The organism is Streptomyces sp. SAI-135 (assembly GCF_029893805.1).
In the GTDB taxonomy this organism is placed as follows: domain Bacteria; phylum Actinomycetota; class Actinomycetes; order Streptomycetales; family Streptomycetaceae; genus Streptomyces.
This window is the reverse complement of the sequence record NZ_JARXYP010000002.1, coordinates 2,784,828-2,804,930: the sequence shown is the minus strand read 5'-3', so window position 1 is coordinate 2,804,930 and position 20,103 is coordinate 2,784,828. Positions and strand designations below refer to the sequence as shown.

The window sequence follows — 20,103 nt, the reverse complement described above, 5'->3', positions numbered from 1 at the left end:
ATGACACGAGGATTTGAGCGTCCCGGGCCCCGCAGCCGTATGGGGGGAGACGGACCCCCGCCGGGGCCCGTCCGACGTGACCCCGTGACCGGAGGAACAGATGAGGTTGACCCGACCGATGCTCGCGCTGACCGGCGCGGCCGCGGTGCTGGCGCTGGCGGGCTGCGGATCCGGCGGTGACGCGAAGGCCGCCGCGGTGCCGCCGGCGGCCACCGGCAGCCTGGAGCACCTGGCGGCCGAGGTGAAGTGCACGCCCGACATCCAGATCGACGCCGACGAACTGCGTCAGGCCGTGTGCAAGAAGGCCAAGGACGCCGACGGCAAGTTCATCCTCGCCACCTTCGCCACCGACCGCGGCCAGCGCGAGTGGATCAACGGCGCCAAGGACTACGGCGGTCACTTCCTGGTCGGCCGCAAGTGGGTCGCCGTCGGTGACACCACCCAGACGGTGACCGTGCTGCGCAAGACGCTGGGCGGGGACATCGAGGAGGGCACGGACCACTCGAAGATGGGTGCCACGCACTCGGCCCACTGAGGACGCGGACACACGAAAGCCGGCGGTGAGCATTGCTCACCGCCGGCTTTCTCAGTGCGTCACTGGCAGCGCTTGCCGGTGTTGATGCAGTTGACCATCTTGTTCATCGTGTTCTGGGAGAAGAAGTTGATGAAGTCGTTGTGGTCGGTGATCGGCTTGTGCAGGTTCTCCGGGAAGGTGTCCACCGCGTAGGGGTTGACGACCGTGCCGTTCTGCAGCTTCGGGGCCGGGACGTTGTAGACGAGCCGGACCTGGAGCTGGGGGATCGCCTTGAAGCCGTTGGCGCAGGTGCCGTCCGCCTGGACGAAGGACACGTGGGTGCGGTGGTTGGCGCTGTCGATGTTCTGACCGTCCCAGCAGCTCTGGAAGTTGGTCGTGCGCACCACCTGGCTGCCCTGCGGGCAGATCGGGTACTTGTCGTGCAGCTGCACCTTGTTCTCGAAGCCGGTGCAGGACCAGTTCACGTTGGCGTTGGCGTTGCCGTTGACGAAGGCCTTCGCGTCACCGGTGATGATGCGCAGGGCGGTCGGCATCGCGACGACGTTGCCCTTCTTGTTGCCGACGAACTTCAGCTGGGCCTGGGCCGGCTGGAGGATCTTGCCGACGTTGCCCTCCTTGCCGCCGCCGTCGTTGTTCTGGTCGAAGTCCTGCTGACCGTTCTGCAGACGCAGCACCGGCCAGAAGTACGAGGACTTGTCGCCCTGGTTCTGGCAGGTGGTCGAGGCTCCCGCCAGCTCCTGGTCGCTGGCGAAGGCGTCGTTGTTCTGGTTGCCGACGTAGTCGTGCAGATGGTGGGCGCCGTTGGCGACACCCGGGGCCACGATCACGTTGTCCGTGTTGTGGTTGTCGTTCCCGTTGGTGCCGCACTTGGTGGTGAAGGTGCCCCGCGAGCCCGAGTTGCCGTTGGCCTTCAGGCCGTTCTGGCCCACGCCGAGCTGGGCGTTGCCCTGGACCTTGGTGATGTCCACGAAGTCGGCCGCGACCGGGCCGTTGCCGCCCTGTCCGCCGTTGCCCTGCTGCTGGCCGCCGTTCTGCTGGCCGCCCTGCTGCTGGCCGCCCTGCTGCTGACCGCCCTGCTGCTGACCGCCCTGCTGCTGACCGCCGTTCTGCTGCTGGCCGCCCTGCTGTTGACCACCTTGCTGCTGGCCGCCCTGCTGCTGGCCACCGGCCTGACCGGCGTTCGTCTGCGCGGTCTGCGTCGTGCAGGCGGCCAGCTGGCTGAGCGAGGTGTTGAACTGGCCCCCGACCCGCTGGATGTCGATGCGGATCCGGTCGATCGTGGCCGCCCGCTTCTCCTTCAGGGGACCGACGATGGCGTTCTGGACGAAGCCGGAGTCGTTCGCCTGGGCCTGTCGCGTCGAGGCGAGCCGGGCGTAGGCCTCGGTGATCTGCTTGTCGAGGTTGGCCAGTTCCGTGGCCACCCCCTGACGCGCGTTCTGAGGCACGTTCGTCAGCTTCTGACCGACGTCGGGGCACGAGATGGTGGCCACCTGCGCCGCGGCGGCCTTGGTCTGGTTCTGCGACCAGCCGTTGTTGTTGGACTCGTGCGCCGAAGCGTAGAAGTTCGCCCAGATAAGCCCGCCCCCGCCGAGCGCTAGGGCCGCCGACGCGGCTATGGCCTTCGTGGCCATCGACGAGCGGCGTTTACGTGTATTGCGTCCCATGGAACTCCTCTGACTTCCTTTTTCGGGGCTATCGAGGCGCCCGACAGGAGTGAAGCGGCGCCATTCCATACGCATGGCGCCCCACGGGTGTTCAGCCGTCCCACAAACAAATCAGAGGTTTGCCGTGACCTTGGGCAGCAACAGCCCGCTGAGCAGCGGGAGTTACAGAAAATAAGGGTCCGCTCACCGGCCCCGGTCCAGGAACGCGAGCACCGCCAGAACGCGGCGATTGTCGTCGTCCGACACCTCAAGGCCCAGTTTGGCGAAGATGTTGGCGGTGTGCTTGGCGATCGCCCGTTCCGTGACGACGAGCTTGGCGGCGATCGCCGCGTTCGACCGCCCCTGCGCCATCAGTTCGAGCACCTCCCGCTCCCGGGGCGTGATCCGGGCGAGCGGCTGGTCGTCGGCCGCCCGCCGGGCCAGCAGCTGCTGGATCACCTGCGGGTCCATCGCCGTACCGCCCGCCGCGACGCGCCGCACGGCGTCCACGAACTGCTCGGCGTCGAACACCCGGTCCTTGAGCAGATACCCCACCCCGCCACTGCCGTCGGCGAGCAGCTCGCGCGCGTACAACTGCTCCACGTGCTGCGAGAGCACCAGCACCGGCAGCCCGGGTCTGTCCCGCCGGGCGTGCAGCGCGCACTGGAGCCCCTCGTCGGTGTGCGTCGGCGGCAGCCGTACGTCGACCACGGCGACGTCCGGTTCCAGCTCGGCCAGCGCCCGGGTCAGTTCGGGCCCGCTCTCGACGGCCGCGGCGATCTCGAAGCCGTGGGCCTCCAGCAGCCGTACGAGACCGTCGCGCAGGAGGAAGAGGTCTTCGGCGAGGACTACGCGCAAGGGATCTCCATGGTCACCATGGTGGGGCCGCCCACGGGTGAGCTGACGGCCAGGACGCCGTCGAATGTACCCAGCCGCCGCTCCACCCCGGCCAGCCCCGAACCGGCCCCGATCACCGCGCCGCCCCGGCCGTTGTCGGTGACGCTGATCCGCAGCGTCCCCGTCCCTTCCTTCACGTGGTGCAGGTCGATCCAGATCCGGTCGGCGCCCGAGTGCTTGACCGCGTTGGTGAGCGCCTCGCTGACGGCGAAGTAGGCGGCGGACTCCACCGGGGCGTCCGCACGGCCCGGCAGGTCCACGCTCACCTCCGTCGGGACCGGCATCCGCAGCGCCAACGCCCGCACCGCGTCGCCCAGTCCGCGCTCGGCGAGCACCGGCGGGTGGATGCCGCGCACCAGGTCGCGCAGTTCGGTGAGCGCGTCCATGGAGGACTGGCGGGCCTGCGCGAGGAGCCGTCTGGCCTGCTCGGGGTCCTTGTCGAGGAGCATCTCGACGGTGCCCAGATCCATGCCCATGGCGACCAGACGGGCCTGCGCCCCGTCGTGCAGGTCCCGCTCGATACGGCGCAGTTCGGCCGCGGAGGTGTCCACCGCGTCCCGCCGGCTCTCGGTGAGGACGCGGACGCGCTCGGCCAACTCGCCCTGGCCGGCGCCGAGTACGGTCCGGGTGAGCCGGAAGTGGAGGGTCAGCAGACGGGGCGCGAGCGGGGCGAGGGCCAGCAGGGCGACGGCCAGGGCGCCGGCGGCGAGCGCGGAGCTCTGGTCGGCGACGCGCACGAATCCGTACCAGTAGCCGCCCGACGAGGCGAGCGGGCGCCACAGACCGGCCGCGATCGCGAGCCCCTCCAGCGGGTACAGGACGAGCACCGCCGGCAGCAGGGCGGTCACGAACCCCGCCGTCATGTCCACCGGCAGCCACCGCAGATCCCGCCAGGTCGCCGGATCGCGCAGCATCCCGAAGGTGCGCGTCCAGGGGTTGGCGCCGCGCGGCACCGGCCGGTACGCCGACGGGATCCGTACCCCGCCCCACCGGGCCGCGAGCACTCGCCGCCAGTCCGCGAAGGCGCGTACCCCGGTCAGTACCCACGGGGTCGTGACCAGCCCGATCCCGATCGGCACCAGCGCGAGGGACACCACGGCGAGGACGAAGCCGACCACCGCCCCCGGCAGCGTCACCAGCGCCAGCCCGAACCCCCGCACGGCCGCGAGCCCGACGGCCCGTGCCCTCGTACCGATACTGCCGCTGCGCGTCCCGATGCTCATGCCGTCAGTCTGGTCGAGGGGGCGCCGGGGGTCACGGGGCCTGACCGGCCGGCCGGGGGTGGTGCCGGATACACCCTTTGCATACGAGGCGCGCGCCGCACGGACGCCGTGTCTCCCTGTCGACTTTCACCCCGCCCGTCGCGCTCACACAGTGAATCGCGCCACAGCATCACCAGGTAACACGGGGTTCACATTCGAGCAATGACCGGGAAATCGCCTGTTGACAGGCTCGCGGGCACCAGGAGGCGGCGTTTCAGTGCCGCAGCGCCGCAGCACCCGCAGTGCGTAGACACATCCCCGAAGGAAGTGGCCCGTGACCTTCAAGGCTGAGTACATCTGGATCGACGGCACCCAGCCGACGGCCAAGCTCCGTTCCAAGACGAAGATCCTGGCAGACTCAGAAAAGGGTGCCAAGGGTGCGGAGCTTCCGATCTGGGGCTTCGACGGGTCCTCCACGAACCAGGCCGAGGGCCACTCCTCGGACCGTGTCCTCAAGCCGGTCTTCTCCTGCCCCGACCCGATCCGCGGCGGCGACGACATCCTCGTCCTGTGCGAGGTCCTCAACATCGACATGACGCCGCACGAGTCCAACACCCGTGCCGCGCTGACCGAGGTCGCGGAGAAGTTCGCCGCCCAGGAGCCGATCTTCGGCATCGAGCAGGAGTACACGTTCTTCAAGGACGGCTACCCGCTCGGCTTCCCCAAGGGCGGCTTCCCGGCCCCGCAGGGCGGCTACTACTGCGGTGTCGGCGCGGACGAGATCTTCGGCCGTGACGTCGTCGAGGCGCACCTGGAGAACTGCCTGAAGGCGGGCCTCGCGATCTCCGGCATCAACGCCGAGGTCATGCCCGGCCAGTGGGAGTTCCAGGTCGGCCCGGTCTCCCCGCTGGAGGTCTCCGACCACCTGTGGGTGGCCCGCTGGCTGCTCTACCGCACCGCCGAGGACTTCGGCATCGCCGCGACCCTGGACCCGAAGCCGGTGAAGGGCGACTGGAACGGCGCGGGCGCGCACACCAACTTCTCCACCAAGGCGATGCGCGAGAACTACGACGCGATCATCACCGCCGCCGAGTCGCTGGGCGAGGGCTCCAAGCCGCTCGACCACGTCAAGAACTACGGCGCCGGCATCGACGACCGCCTGACCGGCCTGCACGAGACCGCCCCGTGGAACGAGTACTCCTACGGCGTCTCCAACCGCGGCGCCTCGGTCCGCATCCCGTGGCAGGTCGAGAAGGACGGCAAGGGCTACATCGAGGACCGCCGCCCCAACGCCAACGTCGACCCGTACGTGGTGACGCGGCTGCTCGTCGACACCTGCTGCTCCGCGCTGGAGAAGGCCGGCCAGGTCTGATCCCCCGCACTGCTCCCCGAGGGGCGTCCACCGGCCACGGTGGACGCCCCTCGGCGCTGTGTCACACCGATTTCACGCCACGGAAGCGTCCGACCGGTGAGAGGAGACTGCTGCCGCGGCCCGGTGTCTGCTTCAATGGGCTCATGGCCAGCTACCAGAAGATCACCGCGACGGGTCGCCATGACCTCGAGCCCTTCTGGCCCTCCCGTCAGCACCACGACTTCGACCGGGTGTGTTGCCGCGCGACGAACGCGCCGGCCCTCTAAAGCCGTACACCCCGGCCTTCGGCCAGCGCGCAGACGTACGTCTCCCGACGCCCCTCTCGCGCGAAAGAGCTGACCTCATGGCGACCACTCGTTCCCTCTCCACCGCCACCCTGCCCGCCCCGTCCGAGAACGGCGCACGCCACCGCCTGCGAGCCGTCGGCCCGGACGAGGTCCCGCACGTGGCGGAGTTCCTCCCCCCGGGCGCCACCTGGCTGCCCGCACCCCAGCACACCCTGCCCACCCTGCCGGGCCAGCCCCCGATGATCGGCTACCTGGTGCTCGTCCCGGCCGACCAGCACCCGCCCTTCGCACCGGAACCGAAGGCCGCGGACGCCGGCGACGCCCTCGTGCGGATCGACACCGTGCAGCGCACCGCCGAAGTGAGCGGCAGGCAACTCGACCTCACCTACCTGGAGTTCGAGCTCCTCGCCCATCTGGTCCAGCACCCCCACCGGGTGCACACCCGCGACCAGCTGGTCACCACGGTCTGGGGCTACGGCCATGTCGGCGACGGCCGTACCGTCGACGTGCACATCGCCCGGCTGCGCCGCAAGCTGGGCGCGGAGTTCCGGGGTGCGATCCAGACCGTGCGGCGGGTCGGCTACAAGTACACGCCGCCGACCGCCGACTGACCGTCTGCCCTCGGCAGATCCGCCTTCCCCGGCGGCGCCCGGGCGGGCACAGTCACCGGCATGAGACTTCTCCTGCTGGGTGGTACGCAGTTCGTCGGCCGGGCCGTCGCCGAGGCGGCCCTGGCCCACGGCTGGGATGTGACCGTCTTCCACCGGGGACGGCACGCGCCGGTGGCCGGGGTGCGGTCGCTGCACGGCGACCGCACCGCGCCCGACGGGCTCACGGCGCTGGCCGCGGGCGGCCCGTGGGACCTGGTGGTCGACACCTGGTCGGCCGCGCCCCGAGCGGTCCGGGACACGGCACGGCTGCTGCGGGACCGGGCCGACCGGTACGCGTACGTGTCGAGCTGCTCGGTGTACGCCTGGCCGCAGCCGGCCGGGTACACCGAGGACGCGCCCGTGGTCGAGGGCGCCTCGGCCGACGCCGGCCGGACGGACTACGCCCGGGACAAGCGAGGCGGTGAACTGGCCGTCCTGGACGCGTTCGGCACCGAACGCTCCCTCCTGGCCCGGGCGGGGCTGATCCTCGGTCCGTACGAGAACATCGGCCGCCTGCCGTGGTGGCTGGGTCGTGTCGCCCGCGGCGGCCCGGTCCTCGCGCCCGGCCCACGGGACCTGCCCCTCCAGTACGTCGACGTCCGCGATCTGGCCCGGTGGGTCCTGGAGGCTTCCGCGGCGGGGCGCCACGGCCCCTACAACCTGGCCGGCGCACCGGGCCACACCACGACGGGCGAACTCCTCGACGCCTGCGTGGCCGTGACCGGCTCGCACGCCGAACTGCGCTGGACCGACCCGGACGTCGTCCTCGGGGCGGGCATCGCCCCCTGGACCGGTCTGCCGGTGTGGGTGCCGCCGGGCACCGACCTGCACAGCACCCTGCACGGCGCCGACACCTCCCGGGCCGCCGACGCGGGCCTGCGCTCCCGTCCGGTCACCGCGACGGTGGCCGACACCTGGAACTGGCTGCGGGACATCGGCGGGAAGGCACCGCAACGCCCGGACCGGCCGGTGGTGGGCATCGACCCGGAGACGGAGGCGAAGGCCCTGGCGGCCGGAACGCACGGCTGAGCGACGGGAGTTCAGCCGGGCGGGGCGGCCACCCCGGTGGCTGCCCCGCCCGTTCCCGCCGGGGCCTCGACGCCGACCGTGGCCCCCCTACGGTCGCCGTCCCGCCCCCCGCCGGATGCGCCGCCTGTTCCTCCTGGACCCGGCCCCCGCGCCGGGTTCAAGGCGGCGTATCGGCCGGTCCTGCCGCCCGTGGCCGCGGGCAGCAGGACCTGTGACACGTACGAGTCGATGTTCCGAACGGCCTCACCCCACCTTCTCGATCACGGCCCGGCGGATGAGGAACTTGCCGGGCTCCCGTACCTGTTCGAAGGCCGCGTTGTTGAGCAGGGCACAGCTGCCGGAGACCGAAGTGACCTCCACTGTCGTGGACTTGTTGTTGTCCAGGTTGGTGACCTTCAGCTTCGTGCCGAGCGGGAACTGGTTGCTGGACGCGGCGGGCGCGCCGCCCTCGCCGGACAGCGTGACGGTCGAGCCGTTGCACACCTGCTGTCCGGAGGCGGCGTTCCCCGCGGGCGGGGCCTGGGACGCGGCGGGCGCCGACGGGGACGCGGCGGGCGCGGACGGGGGAGCGGCCGGTGAGGCCTGCCCGGTGGCGGCCTGGGAGCCCTGAGCCGACTCCCCGACCACGCAACCGGACGCCTCCTGCTGCACCTTGATCTGCGCGATCACCGCTTCCCGGTTGGCGATCCTGGCCGCCGACTGCGCGTCGGGTGCGGCCCGTTGGCCCTCGATGAACCGCTGGTTGTTGCCGAGCGCGGTGGCGAGGCCCTGGCAGACCGTCGACTCCGCCGCCGTCTGCGGGCTCTGCGAGGCGTTCGAGGTGCCGGCCATCGCGAAGGCCCCGCCTCCCGCCACCGCCGCCGCGCTCACCAGCAGCGCGACCTTCTTCTTCGTACCGAGCGTTCTCCTGCGCGACATCCGCGCCTCCTGAGAGGTAGGGGAGCGTACGCCGCTATGTACGAGATACCGAACGAACTTGCTCAGCGGTCACGGGAGTCAAGTGACGTAACCTGCGTCACACCTGGCTATTTCCTGGACAGGGCGTCCTGCACGGCGTCGTCGGTGCGGGCGACCAGCGCCGAGCCGTCGTCCGCGGTGATGATGGGCCGCTGGATGAGCTTGGGGCGGGCGGCGAGCGCGGCGATCCAGCGCTCACGCGAACTGTCGTCCCGCGCCCACTCCTTGAGGCCGAGCTCTTTGGCGTCGGCCTCCTGGGTGCGGGTGATGTCCCACGGTTCGAGGCCGAGCCGGTCCAGCACCTCGCGGATCTCGTCCTCGCTCGGAACGTCCTCCAGATAACGGCGGACGGTGTACTCGGCACCCTCCGCGTCGAGCAGGCCGATCGCACTGCGGCACTTCGAACAGGCCGGGTTGATCCAGATCTCCATGGCACTCACGGTACGCGAAAACCCGTCTTCCACCTGCGTCCCAGCACCCCCGAAAGCCCTTGTGGCCAGGGGCTTTTGTCAGTGGCGGGCGGTAGAATAAAACCAGTGTTCGAGGGCGTCGCCGGGTCCCCGGTGACCGTCCTTACCGCGACAGGAGGATGCCTGTGCCCGCTGCCGCACTGAAGCCGAAGCCGTTGCCGACCCAGTCCACCGCGAAACACCCCGTGCTGCTCGACCTGCCGTACGCCCCCGTGGAGAAGCGCCCGTTGCCGCCGGGCCGTCCCCGCGAGTGGTATGTCACCCACAACCGCCGCCTCAAGGCGATGCGGCTCGCGATCGCCCTGCTCGACTCCGGCGTCTACATGCCGAACCAGGCCCGCAACGAGACGATCCGGGACACGGCGGAGACGATCGGCGTCCACCCGCCGTCGGACACCACGTGCCACATGGTGCGGGCGCTGATGCGGTACTCGCGGTAGACCGCGGCGCCGGGCGCCCCTCGCACGAGGGGCGCCCGGTGTCCGGTCAGCCCGCCGGTTCGGCCAGTTCCTTCTCCAGCGGTGTCCGGAACCGCGGCCGCACCCGGGTCGCACCCACCCAGCCCCGCAACCGGGCGGCCTCCGCCGCGATGGCCGCCTCCGCCTCGCGCCCCACACCCTCGGTGTCCAGCAGCCGCCAGACGATCTCCCCGTCCGGCCGCTGCCCCCAACCGCCCACCACCCGGCCGTTCCACCACACCGTCGGCCCCACGTTGCCGCTGCGGTCGAACAGGGCGGGCCTGAGGGCGGGCGCCAGATACCAGTCCCGCTGCTGCCAGCCCATCGCCGTCGGATCGAGCCCGGGAAGCAGCGCGGCCCACGGCTCCACGGCCTCCGCGACCGGGGCTTCGTCGCCCTCGACCACATGGGCCCGGCCCTCGTCGACGGACACCGCGACCGCCCGGATCGCCGTCAGCGCGCGGCGCACGTCGGTCACCTTCCAGCCCGTCCACCACTTCAGGTCCGCCTCCGTGGCCGGCCCGCACACCGCGAGCCAGCGCCGCAGCAACTCCGCCTGCGCCTCGGCCACATCCAGCTCGGGATGCGGCGGCGCCACCGCCCAGCGGAACTGCGAGGACATCCAGGTGCCGAGCGGCCGGCCCCGGACCACCTTGCCCTCCACCCCGAGCACCCTCAGCAGACGACTCGAGACGGTGTGGACGCCCTCGTAGCTCTTCCCGGCCGCGTACGCGAACTGCTCCCGCAGCCGCGGCTCGTCCTCGGCGAGCTCCGTCGCCGTGGCCTGCCCGCGCCGGGCGAGCGCGGCCAGTGCCGACTCCTCGACCTCCTTCAGCCAGGTCGCGTCCGGGGCGCCGGCCCTCGCCATGTCCTTGATGAGCGAGGCCCGTTCGCGTGCGGCCACCGTGAGGCCGGTCGAGGCGTGCACGACCGCGGTGAGCTCGGCCGGGAACGCGAACACCGTGTGCCGCATCCCGTGCATCCGCACCAGGGAGCGGTCCTCGTACAACGCCCGCTCGGTCTCGGCGACGGTCCCGGTGGGATCCGTGAGCCGCGCGCCGACGGCCAGATACACGGTCGCGGGGTCGGACCCGTGCAGCGCGACCAGTGCGCCGGCCACCTCCTCGGGACTGCCCACCCGCGCCCCGACCGCCAGCTGCTGCCGCAGCGCCAGCCGAGCCCGCCGCTCATCCACCCCGATGTACCGCTCCCCAGCACCCATGGGCCCATCTTGACGCAGGCCACTGACAACGCCCCACAGGGACGCGGGACTGCCTCGATGCCCGGCTCCACCGCGGGCGGCGATGTGTCGTCGCCGTGCATGTCACCCGATCGCCGTACCCGGCATGCGCGCCCTGCCCCTGCGGCCCTTCACTGCGAAGAGGAGGTGAAGGGCACCGGCGACCAGGAGGCGGGCGTGACGCAGAGACACCGCTCATGAACACCGCCGGCACTCCACAGGACCGCGGACGCGCGGCCCGCAGCCGCGTCGCCCGCTCCGCCCACGGCGGCTGGATCCCCTCCGCCGACCGCCCCGACCCCGTCGCCGTACTGGAACGACAGGGCCGCGACCGTCTCACGGAGCTGCTGCCGATCCGGTACGGCAGGATGTCGGCCTCCCCCCTCGCCTTCCTGCGCGGCGCGGCCGCGGTGATGGCCGCCGATCTCGCCGCCCAGCCCCACACCGGCCTCACCGTGCAGCTCTGCGGCGACGCCCACCTGCTCAACTTCGGTCTCTACGCCTCCCCGGAGGGCTCCCTGCTCTTCGGCCTCGACGACTTCGACGAGACCTTCCCCGGCCCCTTCGAGTGGGACGTCAAACGGCTCGCCGCGAGCGTCGCCGTGGCCGCCCGCGAGAACGGGCACAGCGAGCCCAAGGCCCACCGGGCCGCGGGGGAGGCGGTCACCGCGTACCGCACGGCCATGCGCCGGCTGGCGGGCATGGGCGAGCTGGAGGTCTGGTACGCGGGCGTCGACGCCGACAGCCTGCTGCCCCTCGTCCACTCGTCCGGCCACCGCCGGCGCGTGGAGTCCAGCCTCAGCCGGGCCCGCCGCCGCACCAGCCTCCAGGCGCTCGGCAAGCTCACGGAGGTCGTCGACGGGCGCCGCCGCATCATCCACGACCCGCCGCTCCTCCAACCGGCCGGCAACCCCGACACGGCCGGTCTGCGCAAGATCTTCAGCGACTACCGCTCCACGCTCTCCGAAGAACGCCGACTGCTCCTGGACCGCTACCGCTTCGTCGACGCGGCCCGCAAGGTCGTCGGCGTCGGCAGTGTCGGCCTGCGCTGCTTCATCGTGCTGCTGGCCGGGCGGGACGCCGACGACCTGCTGTTCCTGCAGATCAAGGAGGCGCGGACGGCCGTACTGGAGGAGCACCTGCCGCACGGCCCGTACGTCCATCCCGGCCGCCGTGTGGTCGTGGGCCAGCGGCTGCTCCAGGCGGAGAGCGACATCTTCCTGGGCTGGATGAGCGGGCCGCAGGGGAGGGCCTACTACTGGCGCCGGCTGCGGGACACGAAGGGGGCCGTGGACGTCGCCGGCATGTCCCCGGCGGACCTCAGGGCCTACGCCCGCCTGTGCGGCACCACGCTGGCCCGCGCCCACGCCCGCTCCGGCGACCGGATCGCCATCGCCGCGTACCTGGGCGGCGCGGACACCTTCGACCGGGCGGTCGCCGACTTCGCCCTCGCCTACGCCGCCCGGACCACGTCCGACCACACGGCCCTGTGCGCCGCGATCGCCGCGGGCGTGATCACGGCGGCGCCGGGCGAGTGAACCCGGGCGCCTCTCACCCGCCCCGCTCCGTCAACTCCTCTGCCTACGACTCCAGTCACCCGCTCAGCACCTGCGACGTCAGCCCGGTCCTCCCGGGTTCGTACCACGAGCCGGCGTCCGCCGTGCGCCTCGTACCGCTGCCGGAGTCTCCGTCCGGTCGACCACACCACCCATCCGCAACCCGTGACCCGCCCGCTCCGAGAGACCGCCGCCGCACCCGCAGCACAGGCGCTCACCGGCGTATCCCTGCGTCAAATGCCCGGGCGTCCGTGAACCACAGGCGGGGCGAAAAGCCGCGCGCAGGGCTGGCATCAGCACGCCTGTCCGGGGCTAGTCTTCTACACCACACCCACGCACACGGAGGCCCGTCATGGGCACCATTGTCCTTTCCGGGACCGTCGTCCTGGTGATCCTGGGGTTCGGGAACCACACCTGGTGGCTTCTCGCCGTAGCCCTGCTCTTCGTGTACATGCAGTACGGCCGGGGCGGTGCCTCGGCGTCCTCCTCGGGCGGTTCGTCGGGCGGTTCGTCCGGCGGTGGTTCGGGTGCCGTGCCCGGCAGCTACCGGGCCTACCGCGACCGCCGGGACAAGCAGGCCAAGTGGGACCGCCGTTACCGCCGCGAGCGTCCTCTGGAGTCCCGTCGGCAGGCGCGGGAGAGAAAGGGCTAGGGCTCAGAGACCGGGGGCGCCCCACAGGGGGAACCAGCGGTTCAGGTCCTGCTCGATCCGCAGGTCGTTCGTGAGCGCGGCCTTCACCCGCAGTTCCAGCGCGTTGTCGCGCCGCTGTTCCGCGCCGGGCAGCGGAGCGAAGGGGTAGAAGGTGCCGCGCTTGTAGAGGTACACCAGCGCGAGGGAACGGCCCTCGGGGTCCCGGAACCCGGCGAGCGAGCACAGCAGTTGCGGCCCGAAGCCGTTGACCTCCATCGAACTGTTCACCGCGTGCAGGTCGTTGACCAGTTGCGGCAGCTGCTCCGGGACCCGCTCGGAGACCAGCCAGGAGTAGCCGAAGCCGTCCCTGACGAGTTCCACGGGCGGGCCGTCCCGGTCGGCGTCCGCGTCCAGCAGGGCCTGGACCTCCCGGTGCGTCTGCTCGAAGGCCGCGCCCTCGACCGTGGCCAAGCACACCGCACCGCGGCCGGTCGGCGTGAAGGAGACGGCCGCCTCCAGGGTGACGGCCGCCGACGGCAGCGCGAAGAGCTGGTCGAGATCGGGCGCGACGGGCTTCGTGCGCCCGAGCAGGATGTCCAGCAGCCCCATCCTCAGCCCGCCTTCCCGGGCTCCGCGGGCTCACCCAACTCCGTGGAGATCCGCCCCAGTTGCTCCAGCCGCTGGTCCAGGGACGGGTGGGTGGAGAAGAACCGCTCGATGCCGGGCTCCTTGCCGGTGGCGGGGGTGAAGTAGAAGGCGTTGAAGGCCTGGGCGGCGCGCAGGTCCTTGGTGGGGATGCGGGCGATCTCCCCGGAGACCTTGGTGAGCGCGGAGGCCAGGGCCGAGGGCCGGCCGGTGAGGAGGGCCGCGGCCCGGTCCGCCGCCAGCTCACGGTACCGGGACAGTGCCCTGATCAGCACGAAGCTGAGCGCGTACACGGCCGCCGAGACACCCATCACGGCGGCGAAGACCACGACGGTGTTCTGGTCCTTCCGCCCGCCGAACAGCTGGCTGTAGAACGCGAACCGCACGATCAGCCCGGCGATCACCCCGAGGAAGGACGCGATGGTGATCACGGCGACGTCCTTGTGCGCCACGTGCGACAACTCGTGCGCCAGCACGCCCTCCAGCTCGGCGGGCTCCAGCCGGTCGAGCAGCCCGGTCGTCACGCACACCACGGCGTTGTCCGGGTTGCGGCCGGTGGCGAACGCGTTCGGCATGCCCATCGTGGAGACCGCGACCACGGGCTTGGGCATGTCCGCGAGGGCGCACAACCGGTCGACCACGGCATGCAGTTCGGGATACTCCTCGGGCCCCACGACCCGCCCGCGCATCGCGAACATCGCGATCTTGTCGGAGAACCAGAACTGCGCCACGAACATCACGGCGAGCAGCCCCACCACCAGCACCCAGGACTTCAGCACCACGATCAACGCGACGACGAACGCCACGTACAGCAGCCCGAGCAGGAACATCGTGACCGTCATCCGCACGGTCAGGCGCCGGTCGCTCCGGAAACGACTCCGCATCTCCACCACCCCGCAGTCAGGCACTCGCCCCACCTTCAGTGTGCACCCGCCCCCACCCATGAGGCGGCCCCGATCGGCCCTAGGACCAGCAAAACTCAGGCCTTGATCCCGGCCTCCCACTTGAGCCGTTTCAGCGTGGACGTGGGGAAGAGGCGTGCCCGTTCCAGCAGCTCCCCGACCTCCGCGGACCCTCGCGGCACATCGGCCGTGGGACGCCAACGCTCCACGGACTGCCGGGCCCAGTACCGCAGCCGGTCGTCCGGCTCGTCGAGCAGCGCGACCGCCGCCCGCAGCCGTACGAGCCCTTCATGCGCGTTGAGCAGCCGGAACGCCGAGACCCGAACCTGTCGGGGCTGCTCCGCGGCCAGCCGCCGCATCAGCCACCGCTCGTCCAGCATCCGGGCGGACGGCAGCAGCGCGAGGGCCGCCTCACGTACGACACCGGGCGCGGGGTCGTCGAGCAGCTCCCGCATCCGCGCCACGTCCGTCGCGTCCAGCGCCCGCAGCCCGCCCACGGCCCGGGCCCGCACCGCCGCCACCGCATGCGAGGTGAGCGCCCACAACAGTCCGGCATCGGCCCGTACCCCGCACTCCGCGAGCCCGCTCACCGCCCCGGCCGGCAGCGCGAGATCACCCCTCCCGCAACGCTCCCGGTACCAGGCGTGCGGATCGCCTCCAGCCTGCCGCAGGACATACCGGGCACAGGCCCGCACCACCCCGGCCCGGTCGCCGAGAAAGCCTTCCGCCTCCGCACTCCGCCCGGCCCGCCGCAACGCGGTGACCCCAGCGGCCCGGGGCTGCGCCCCGCGGGCACCGAGCAGCGGTGCGAGTACGCCGTCGCGGGCGGGGCCGGCCTGCCCGTCCGCGTCCAGCTGCGCGAGCCCCGCGAGGGCCGCGTCCGCGCACAGGGACTGGATGACCGTGTCGGTCTCCCGGGCGGCGGCGCGGGCGAGTTCGGCTGGGGACAGGTACCCCTCCTCGACGGCCAGGCGGTAGGCGTACCGCCGGGTGGTCCGGTCGGGGTCGGTGTACAGCGGCGCGAATGTCTCCCGGGGCGCGGCGAGCAGCAGGCGGGTGGCCAGATCGGTGACGAAGTCCCCCCGGCCCCGGCGCCCGACGCGGAGGATCAGTGTCATCAGCCGTACCGCGGACTCGGCGTCGAGCCGCTCCACCAGCAGCCGCCGGGCACGCTCACGCACCGGCGGTGCCCAGTCGGAGCACCGCACGACCATCAGCGGGAGCAGCTCGGGACGCGCGGCGGCCTGCTCCAGCGCCGCCGCCCGGATCCTGCCCTGCCGGTGGCACAGACCCAGCGCGAGCCACCCCTCGGTGAGCGGCCGGGCCCCGGAGTCGCCGGTGAGGGCCTCCGCCAGTGCCCGTCCGGCCTCGGCCTCCCAAGCCGGCAGCCACTGGTATCCGTCCGTACTCCAGGCCGCCTCCCGTACCCCGGCGTCCAGCGCGGTCCAGGCGGCCGGGTCGGCCGTGTCCATCACCTCCCGCAGCGCTGCCCCTTCAGCGAGGCGCACCGCCGCCGCTGCCCCGTTCCCGCTGTCCCCGCCCATGCCCGCTCCCGGCCTCGATGTGTCCGGAGATCTTAGGTGCAACCAGGGGAAGGGCCCCGCGATTTAGCTGCTCGACCCTTAGGGGCCGGAGCTAGTAAGACGCCCGGAAGTTCACGTACCCGAGCAGCACGATGATCACCGCCACGCTCCCGAGCACGATCGCCGTCGAGCGCCAGGAGGAGCGGCGGGGTGTCCTCGGCTCGGGGTCGGCGCGGAAGGGCTGGGGTCGCGGGGGGTTCTCCTTCCAGCGGGCGGCGAGCATACGGGCCCGCGCCGAGGGCTCCTTGTGCACCGCCCCGTCGGCCCACTTGATGTCGAACTCCCGCTCGGTGTCGTCCTGTTCGGACATCCCCACAGCCCCCAGCCCGTCTCCTCGAACAGTCGTGCCAGAAACGATACGACGACGACGCGTCGATCACACGTCGAAGGAGGGGAGGGGCGGCACCGCAGCCGTGCCGGGGGCGGCGTTCATCGGCGCGGGCCGTCCTGTGCCGCAGCTCCCTTGTGACCGACTTCCAGCCGTGGGGCCCGGACGCGGCGTGCCAGCCTCCGTCCCCACGCCTGCCCCGGTGCCTCCACACACCGGTAGGTCAGCACGCTGACGGGCAGCAGCACGGCGTAGAACACGATCTCCAGCACGAGGTTGTCCCGCTCCCAGCGCCCGAGCGTGCCGTCGGACACCGCGGCAGCACCGGGTGCACCAGGTACACGGAGTAGCTGATCGTTCCCAGTCCGATCAGCCACCACGGCAGCCGCCGGTGCCGGACCGCCAGCCCGACGCCGAACGTGGCGACGGCCAGCAGGAACGCCACGATCCAACCGCGCCGGGTGAAGTGGGAGCCCCCGCCGTACTGATACGCGCTTCCCACGGCACAGACCACCACCACGGCGGCGGCGCCGGCCGCGCTCCGCCAGCTGCTCTCACCGCGTTCGGCCCGGTAGACGGCGGTACCGAGGAACATCACGGCAAGGATCGTGAGCCCCTCCCACACGGGGACCGTCCCGTTGCACATGACCAGGACCAGCGCCAGCAGACCGCCCAGTACCGCTCCGCACACCCGGACCGCGGGTGATCCCGCGCTCGCGCAGCCGATGGCGGCGGCCATGGTGAGCGCGGCCACGGCCACCAGCGGGGCGACTCCCACGGCCCCGGACAGAGCGGAGACGGGCAGCGCGACCCCGGCCGCCACGCTGACGGCGCCGAGCGCCGCCAAGCCCACGGCGTAGGTGGCCGACCACTGGTGGCGGCGGACCGAGAACAGGGCGACGACCAGCAGGTAGAAGGCCATCTCGTACGAGAGCGTCCACAGGACGAGGAGGAGGTTGGGCGTGCCCAGCAATTCCTGGAACAACGTGACATGGGCGACGGCGACCGCGGTGACGCTCTCCCCGCCGAAGTCACGGATCTGTGCGATGCCCAGCAGGTGGGCCACGAGGAGGGCCACGACCACGGTCGCCCACAGCGGGTAGATGCGGAAGATCCGCCCGATCCAGAAACCCCGGATGCTTCCCCGACGTTCGAGCGAGGCGGGGATGATGTAGCCGCTCACCAGGAAGAACACCATGATGCCGTACCGGCTGGTGTTGAACTCCCACATCAGCTCCTGCCGGAACTCGGCCATGAAGGAGTACGAGGAGTGGTCGAAGACCACGACGAGCGCCGCGATGCCGCGCAGTGCGTCCAGCCACCCCAGGCGTGAGGGACGAACGGACCCGGCAGCCGTGAGCGACTGCGAAGGCGCGGAGGGTGCTCGCACCTCTGCCGGAGAGGTCGGGGCCACTGCCTAACAGGCCGACGGCCGTGTCCTTCCGGTGAGGAAGGGCACGGCCGTCGGACCGCTCTCGGCCCAGGCGAGCGGAAAACCGCTCTGACCTGGGGCGATGTCACACGTCGAAGTACAGCTCGAACTCGTGCGGGTGCGGACGCAGCTGCAGCGGGGCGATCTCGTTCGTCCGCTTGAAGTCGATCCACGTCTCGATCAGGTCCGGCGTGAAGACGTCGCCCTGGAGGAGGAACTCGTGGTCCGCCTCGAGGGAGTCGAGGACCGCCGGGAGCGAGGTCGGGACCTGGGCGACGTTCGCGTGCTCCTCGGGAGCCAGCTCGTACAGGTCCTTGTCGATCGGCTCGGCCGGCTCGATCTTGTTCTTGATGCCGTCGAGGCCCGCCAGGAGGAGCGCGGAGAAGGCCAGGTACGGGTTGCCGGAGGAGTCGGGCGCACGGAACTCGACGCGCTTGGCCTTCGGGTTGGAGCCCGTGATCGGGATACGCATGGCCGCGGAGCGGTTGCGCTGCGAGTAGACGAGGTTGATCGGCGCCTCGAAGCCCGGCACCAGACGGTGGTAGGAGTTCACCGTCGGGTTGGTGAAGGCCAGCAGCGACGGGGCGTGCTTGAGGATGCCGCCGATGTAGTAGCGGGCGGTGTCCGACAGGCCCGCGTAACCGGCCTCGTCGTAGAAGAGCGGGGAGCCGCCGGCCCACAGGGACTGGTGGACGTGCATGCCCGAGCCGTTGTCACCGAAGATCGGCTTCGGCATGAAGGTCGCGGTCTTGCCGTTGCGCCAGGCCACGTTCTTCACGATGTACTTGAAGAGCTGGAGGTCGTCGGCCGCGGCGAGCAGCGTGTTGAACTTGTAGTTGATCTCGGCCTGGCCGGCGGTGCCCACCTCGTGGTGCTGGCGCTCGACCTGGAGGCCGGACTTGGCCAGCTCCAGGGAGATCTCGGCACGCAGGTCGGCGAAGTGGTCGACCGGCGGGACCGGGAAGTAGCCGCCCTTGTAGCGGACCTTGTAACCGCGGTTGTCCTCCAGTGCACCGGTGTTCCAGGCGCCCGCCTCGGAGTCGATGTGGTAGAAGGACTCGTTCGACGAGGTGGCGAAGCGCACCGAGTCGAAGACGTAGAACTCCGCCTCGGGGCCGAAGTAGGCGGTGTCGGCGATGCCCGTCGACGCGAGGTAGGCCTCGGCCTTCTTCGCCACGTTCCGCGGGTCACGGCTGTACTGCTCGCCGGTGATCGGGTCGTGGATGAAGAAGTTGATGTTCAGCGTCTTGTCGCGGCGGAAGGGGTCGACCCGGGCGGTCGACAGGTCCGCGCGCAGCGCCATGTCGGACTCGTGGATGGCCTGGAAGCCGCGGATCGACGAGCCGTCGAAGGCGAGCTCCTCGTCCGGGTCGAACGCCTCGACGGGCAGCGTGAAGTGCTGCATGACGCCCGGCAGGTCGCAGAAACGGACGTCGACGAACTTGACGTCCTCGTCCGCGATGAACTTCTTGGCCTCGTCGGCGTTCTGGAACATCCAGCTCCTCCTACTCCCGACCGTTCCTGGACCGGGGTGGTAGTTCGTTCGTGCGGCCAGTGCGGTGGCACACGCTGTCCTCGACCCTAGGGACGGGTGGTTTCTCGGGCGTGACCCATTTGTTTCGCACAAGTTAACCGGACATCGTGGGTCCGCCCCCACCTGTCCGTATCCCGAAACGCTGGCAGTACCGTGGACGCGTGGACAAGAGGGATGCAATCGGATCGTGGCTCTCCGGCCCCCGCGCGGCCGCCGAGGATGCCGGTGTCGACTTCGGATACCGCGGACAGCAGCTCGGTCTGCCCGAGGAGGGACCGGGCTCGATCGCGCGCCCCGGACGGCGGCTGGGCGCACTCGCCGTGGACTGGGCGATGAGCGTCCTGATTGCATCCCAGCTCATCACGCAGAGCTATGGCGACCCCGCGACCTCGAACTGGGCCCTGCTGGTGTTCTTCCTGATGGGCGCCCTCACCGTCGGCACCATCGGCTTTACCCCGGGCAAGCGTCTGTTCGGCCTGCGCGTGGTCACCCTCGAGACGGGCCGCGTCAGCCCCCTGCGCGCCCTGCTGCGCACGGTCCTGCTCTGCCTCGCCGTCCCGGCCCTGATCTGGGACCGCGACGGCCGGGGCCTGCACGACCGGCTGGCGAAGACCGTGGAAGTCCGCATCTGACGAGGCCCCTCGTCCTTGTCGGGTCCCTGGGGTGACGGCCACGTCGTCTCCTGGCCCGGCGACCGGTTCGCGGGCAGAGCGGCCCGGAGCGACTGCTGAGGCCGCATGTCCCCCACGACG

At 71.3% G+C, this 20,103-nt stretch carries 21 protein-coding genes; 9 read left to right on the top strand and 12 right to left on the bottom strand.

What is annotated here, in order from left to right; translation table 11 throughout:
* Positions 1-100 precede the first annotated feature (100 nt).
* Positions 101-535, top strand: a complete 435-nt coding sequence (locus M2163_RS17200; protein WP_280851903.1) for a hypothetical protein — start codon at positions 101-103, stop codon at positions 533-535.
* A 59-nt stretch (positions 536-594) separates the two neighbouring features.
* Here M2163_RS17200 and M2163_RS17195 read toward each other — a convergent pair whose 3' ends face one another.
* The 3 genes from M2163_RS17195 to M2163_RS17185 form a co-directional block, all read right to left on the bottom strand.
* Entirely contained in the window at positions 595-2,199 is a 1,605-nt protein-coding gene (locus tag M2163_RS17195; protein ID WP_280894369.1) for a DUF1996 domain-containing protein, read from the bottom strand.
* 183 nt (positions 2,200-2,382) lie between these two features.
* Complete coding sequence (locus M2163_RS17190) at positions 2,383-3,036, bottom strand: response regulator transcription factor (RefSeq protein ID WP_280851904.1); 654 nt, start codon at positions 3,034-3,036, stop codon at positions 2,383-2,385.
* Entirely contained in the window at positions 3,027-4,298 is a 1,272-nt protein-coding gene (locus tag M2163_RS17185; protein WP_280851905.1) for a sensor histidine kinase, read from the bottom strand. Before M2163_RS17185 ends, M2163_RS17190 begins: the two co-directional genes overlap by 10 nt.
* A 313-nt stretch (positions 4,299-4,611) precedes the next feature.
* On the opposite strand from M2163_RS17185, the gene glnII reads away from it, so the two are divergent.
* The 4 genes from glnII (at position 4,612) to M2163_RS17165 (ending at position 7,615) form a co-directional block, all read left to right on the top strand.
* Positions 4,612-5,649: a glutamine synthetase gene (glnII, locus tag M2163_RS17180; RefSeq protein WP_280894368.1), complete on the top strand. Its 1,038-nt coding sequence runs from the start codon at positions 4,612-4,614 to the stop codon at positions 5,647-5,649.
* 143 nt (positions 5,650-5,792) lie between these two features.
* Positions 5,793-5,915 (top strand): hypothetical protein, encoded by a 123-nt coding sequence (locus M2163_RS17175; protein ID WP_086724564.1) that lies wholly within the window; start codon positions 5,793-5,795, stop codon positions 5,913-5,915.
* 77 nt (positions 5,916-5,992) lie between these two features.
* Positions 5,993-6,547 (top strand): winged helix-turn-helix domain-containing protein, encoded by a 555-nt coding sequence (locus tag M2163_RS17170; protein WP_280851907.1) that lies wholly within the window; start codon positions 5,993-5,995, stop codon positions 6,545-6,547.
* 60 nt (positions 6,548-6,607) lie between these two features.
* On the top strand, positions 6,608-7,615 hold the full coding sequence (locus tag M2163_RS17165) for an NAD-dependent epimerase/dehydratase family protein (protein WP_280851908.1): 1,008 nt from the start codon (positions 6,608-6,610) through the stop codon (positions 7,613-7,615).
* Positions 7,616-7,858: 243 nt separating this feature from the next.
* Here M2163_RS17165 and M2163_RS17160 read toward each other — a convergent pair whose 3' ends face one another.
* Positions 7,859-8,533, bottom strand: a complete 675-nt coding sequence (locus M2163_RS17160) for a hypothetical protein (RefSeq protein ID WP_280851909.1) — start codon at positions 8,531-8,533, stop codon at positions 7,859-7,861.
* A gap of 107 nt (positions 8,534-8,640) precedes the next feature.
* Positions 8,641-9,003, bottom strand: a complete 363-nt coding sequence (locus M2163_RS17155; protein WP_280894367.1) for an arsenate reductase family protein — start codon at positions 9,001-9,003, stop codon at positions 8,641-8,643.
* Positions 9,004-9,167: 164 nt separating this feature from the next.
* Between M2163_RS17155 and M2163_RS17150 the strand changes: the two genes are divergently transcribed.
* Entirely contained in the window at positions 9,168-9,482 is a 315-nt protein-coding gene (locus M2163_RS17150; RefSeq protein WP_062024911.1) for a hypothetical protein, read from the top strand.
* A gap of 46 nt (positions 9,483-9,528) precedes the next feature.
* Here the strand turns inward: M2163_RS17150 and M2163_RS17145 are convergent, their stop codons facing one another.
* Positions 9,529-10,722: a winged helix DNA-binding domain-containing protein gene (locus M2163_RS17145; RefSeq protein WP_280894366.1), complete on the bottom strand. Its 1,194-nt coding sequence runs from the start codon at positions 10,720-10,722 to the stop codon at positions 9,529-9,531.
* Positions 10,723-10,937: 215 nt separating this feature from the next.
* On the opposite strand from M2163_RS17145, the gene M2163_RS17140 reads away from it, so the two are divergent.
* Together M2163_RS17140 and M2163_RS17135 are read left to right on the top strand one after the other, a co-directional pair.
* Complete coding sequence (locus M2163_RS17140; RefSeq protein WP_280851912.1) at positions 10,938-12,278, top strand: DUF2252 domain-containing protein; 1,341 nt, start codon at positions 10,938-10,940, stop codon at positions 12,276-12,278.
* A 370-nt stretch (positions 12,279-12,648) separates the two neighbouring features.
* A complete protein-coding gene (locus tag M2163_RS17135) occupies positions 12,649-12,948 on the top strand; it encodes a hypothetical protein (RefSeq protein WP_280894365.1) in 300 nt (99 codons plus the stop codon).
* Positions 12,949-12,951: 3 nt separating this feature from the next.
* Here M2163_RS17135 and M2163_RS17130 read toward each other — a convergent pair whose 3' ends face one another.
* The 6 genes from M2163_RS17130 to glnA all read right to left on the bottom strand — a co-directional run bounded on the left by M2163_RS17130 (position 12,952) and on the right by glnA (position 19,312).
* Positions 12,952-13,536: a hypothetical protein gene (locus M2163_RS17130; protein WP_280894364.1), complete on the bottom strand. Its 585-nt coding sequence runs from the start codon at positions 13,534-13,536 to the stop codon at positions 12,952-12,954.
* Positions 13,537-13,538: 2 nt separating this feature from the next.
* Positions 13,539-14,456, bottom strand: coding sequence for a zinc metalloprotease HtpX (gene htpX, locus M2163_RS17125; RefSeq protein ID WP_280851915.1), 918 nt, complete (start codon positions 14,454-14,456; stop codon positions 13,539-13,541).
* A 95-nt stretch (positions 14,457-14,551) separates the two neighbouring features.
* On the bottom strand, positions 14,552-16,018 hold the full coding sequence (locus M2163_RS17120) for a hypothetical protein (RefSeq protein ID WP_280894363.1): 1,467 nt from the start codon (positions 16,016-16,018) through the stop codon (positions 14,552-14,554).
* Positions 16,019-16,109: 91 nt separating this feature from the next.
* Complete coding sequence (locus M2163_RS17115) at positions 16,110-16,367, bottom strand: hypothetical protein (RefSeq protein WP_280894362.1); 258 nt, start codon at positions 16,365-16,367, stop codon at positions 16,110-16,112.
* Between the two features lie 241 nt (positions 16,368-16,608).
* Complete coding sequence (locus M2163_RS17110) at positions 16,609-17,775, bottom strand: acyltransferase (protein WP_348541380.1); 1,167 nt, start codon at positions 17,773-17,775, stop codon at positions 16,609-16,611.
* 127 nt (positions 17,776-17,902) lie between these two features.
* Positions 17,903-19,312 (bottom strand): type I glutamate--ammonia ligase, encoded by a 1,410-nt coding sequence (gene glnA, locus M2163_RS17105; RefSeq protein ID WP_280851918.1) that lies wholly within the window; start codon positions 19,310-19,312, stop codon positions 17,903-17,905.
* 200 nt (positions 19,313-19,512) lie between these two features.
* On the opposite strand from glnA, the gene M2163_RS17100 reads away from it, so the two are divergent.
* The gene (locus tag M2163_RS17100; protein WP_280851919.1) at positions 19,513-19,983 is read left to right on the top strand and encodes an RDD family protein; all 471 of its coding nucleotides are present in this window, start codon (positions 19,513-19,515) and stop codon (positions 19,981-19,983) included.
* Positions 19,984-20,103: the final 120 nt, after the last annotated feature.

Coding starts and splice junctions, on each gene's coding strand:
- M2163_RS17200 (WP_280851903.1), top strand. CDS start 101: ATGAGGTTGACCCGACCGATGCTCGCGCTGACCGGCGCGGCCGCGGTG.
- htpX (WP_280851915.1), bottom strand. CDS start 14,456: ATGCGGAGTCGTTTCCGGAGCGACCGGCGCCTGACCGTGCGGATGACG.
- M2163_RS17170 (WP_280851907.1), top strand. CDS start 5,993: ATGGCGACCACTCGTTCCCTCTCCACCGCCACCCTGCCCGCCCCGTCC.
- M2163_RS17145 (WP_280894366.1), bottom strand. CDS start 10,722: ATGGGTGCTGGGGAGCGGTACATCGGGGTGGATGAGCGGCGGGCTCGG.
- M2163_RS17155 (WP_280894367.1), bottom strand. CDS start 9,003: ATGGAGATCTGGATCAACCCGGCCTGTTCGAAGTGCCGCAGTGCGATC.
- M2163_RS17130 (WP_280894364.1), bottom strand. CDS start 13,536: ATGGGGCTGCTGGACATCCTGCTCGGGCGCACGAAGCCCGTCGCGCCC.
- M2163_RS17185 (WP_280851905.1), bottom strand. CDS start 4,298: ATGAGCATCGGGACGCGCAGCGGCAGTATCGGTACGAGGGCACGGGCC.
- M2163_RS17195 (WP_280894369.1), bottom strand. CDS start 2,199: ATGGGACGCAATACACGTAAACGCCGCTCGTCGATGGCCACGAAGGCC.
- M2163_RS17175 (WP_086724564.1), top strand. CDS start 5,793: ATGGCCAGCTACCAGAAGATCACCGCGACGGGTCGCCATGACCTCGAG.
- M2163_RS17160 (WP_280851909.1), bottom strand. CDS start 8,533: ATGTCGCGCAGGAGAACGCTCGGTACGAAGAAGAAGGTCGCGCTGCTG.
- glnA (WP_280851918.1), bottom strand. CDS start 19,312: ATGTTCCAGAACGCCGACGAGGCCAAGAAGTTCATCGCGGACGAGGAC.
- M2163_RS17120 (WP_280894363.1), bottom strand. CDS start 16,018: ATGGGCGGGGACAGCGGGAACGGGGCAGCGGCGGCGGTGCGCCTCGCT.
- M2163_RS17140 (WP_280851912.1), top strand. CDS start 10,938: ATGAACACCGCCGGCACTCCACAGGACCGCGGACGCGCGGCCCGCAGC.
- M2163_RS17115 (WP_280894362.1), bottom strand. CDS start 16,367: ATGTCCGAACAGGACGACACCGAGCGGGAGTTCGACATCAAGTGGGCC.
- M2163_RS17165 (WP_280851908.1), top strand. CDS start 6,608: ATGAGACTTCTCCTGCTGGGTGGTACGCAGTTCGTCGGCCGGGCCGTC.
- M2163_RS17135 (WP_280894365.1), top strand. CDS start 12,649: ATGGGCACCATTGTCCTTTCCGGGACCGTCGTCCTGGTGATCCTGGGG.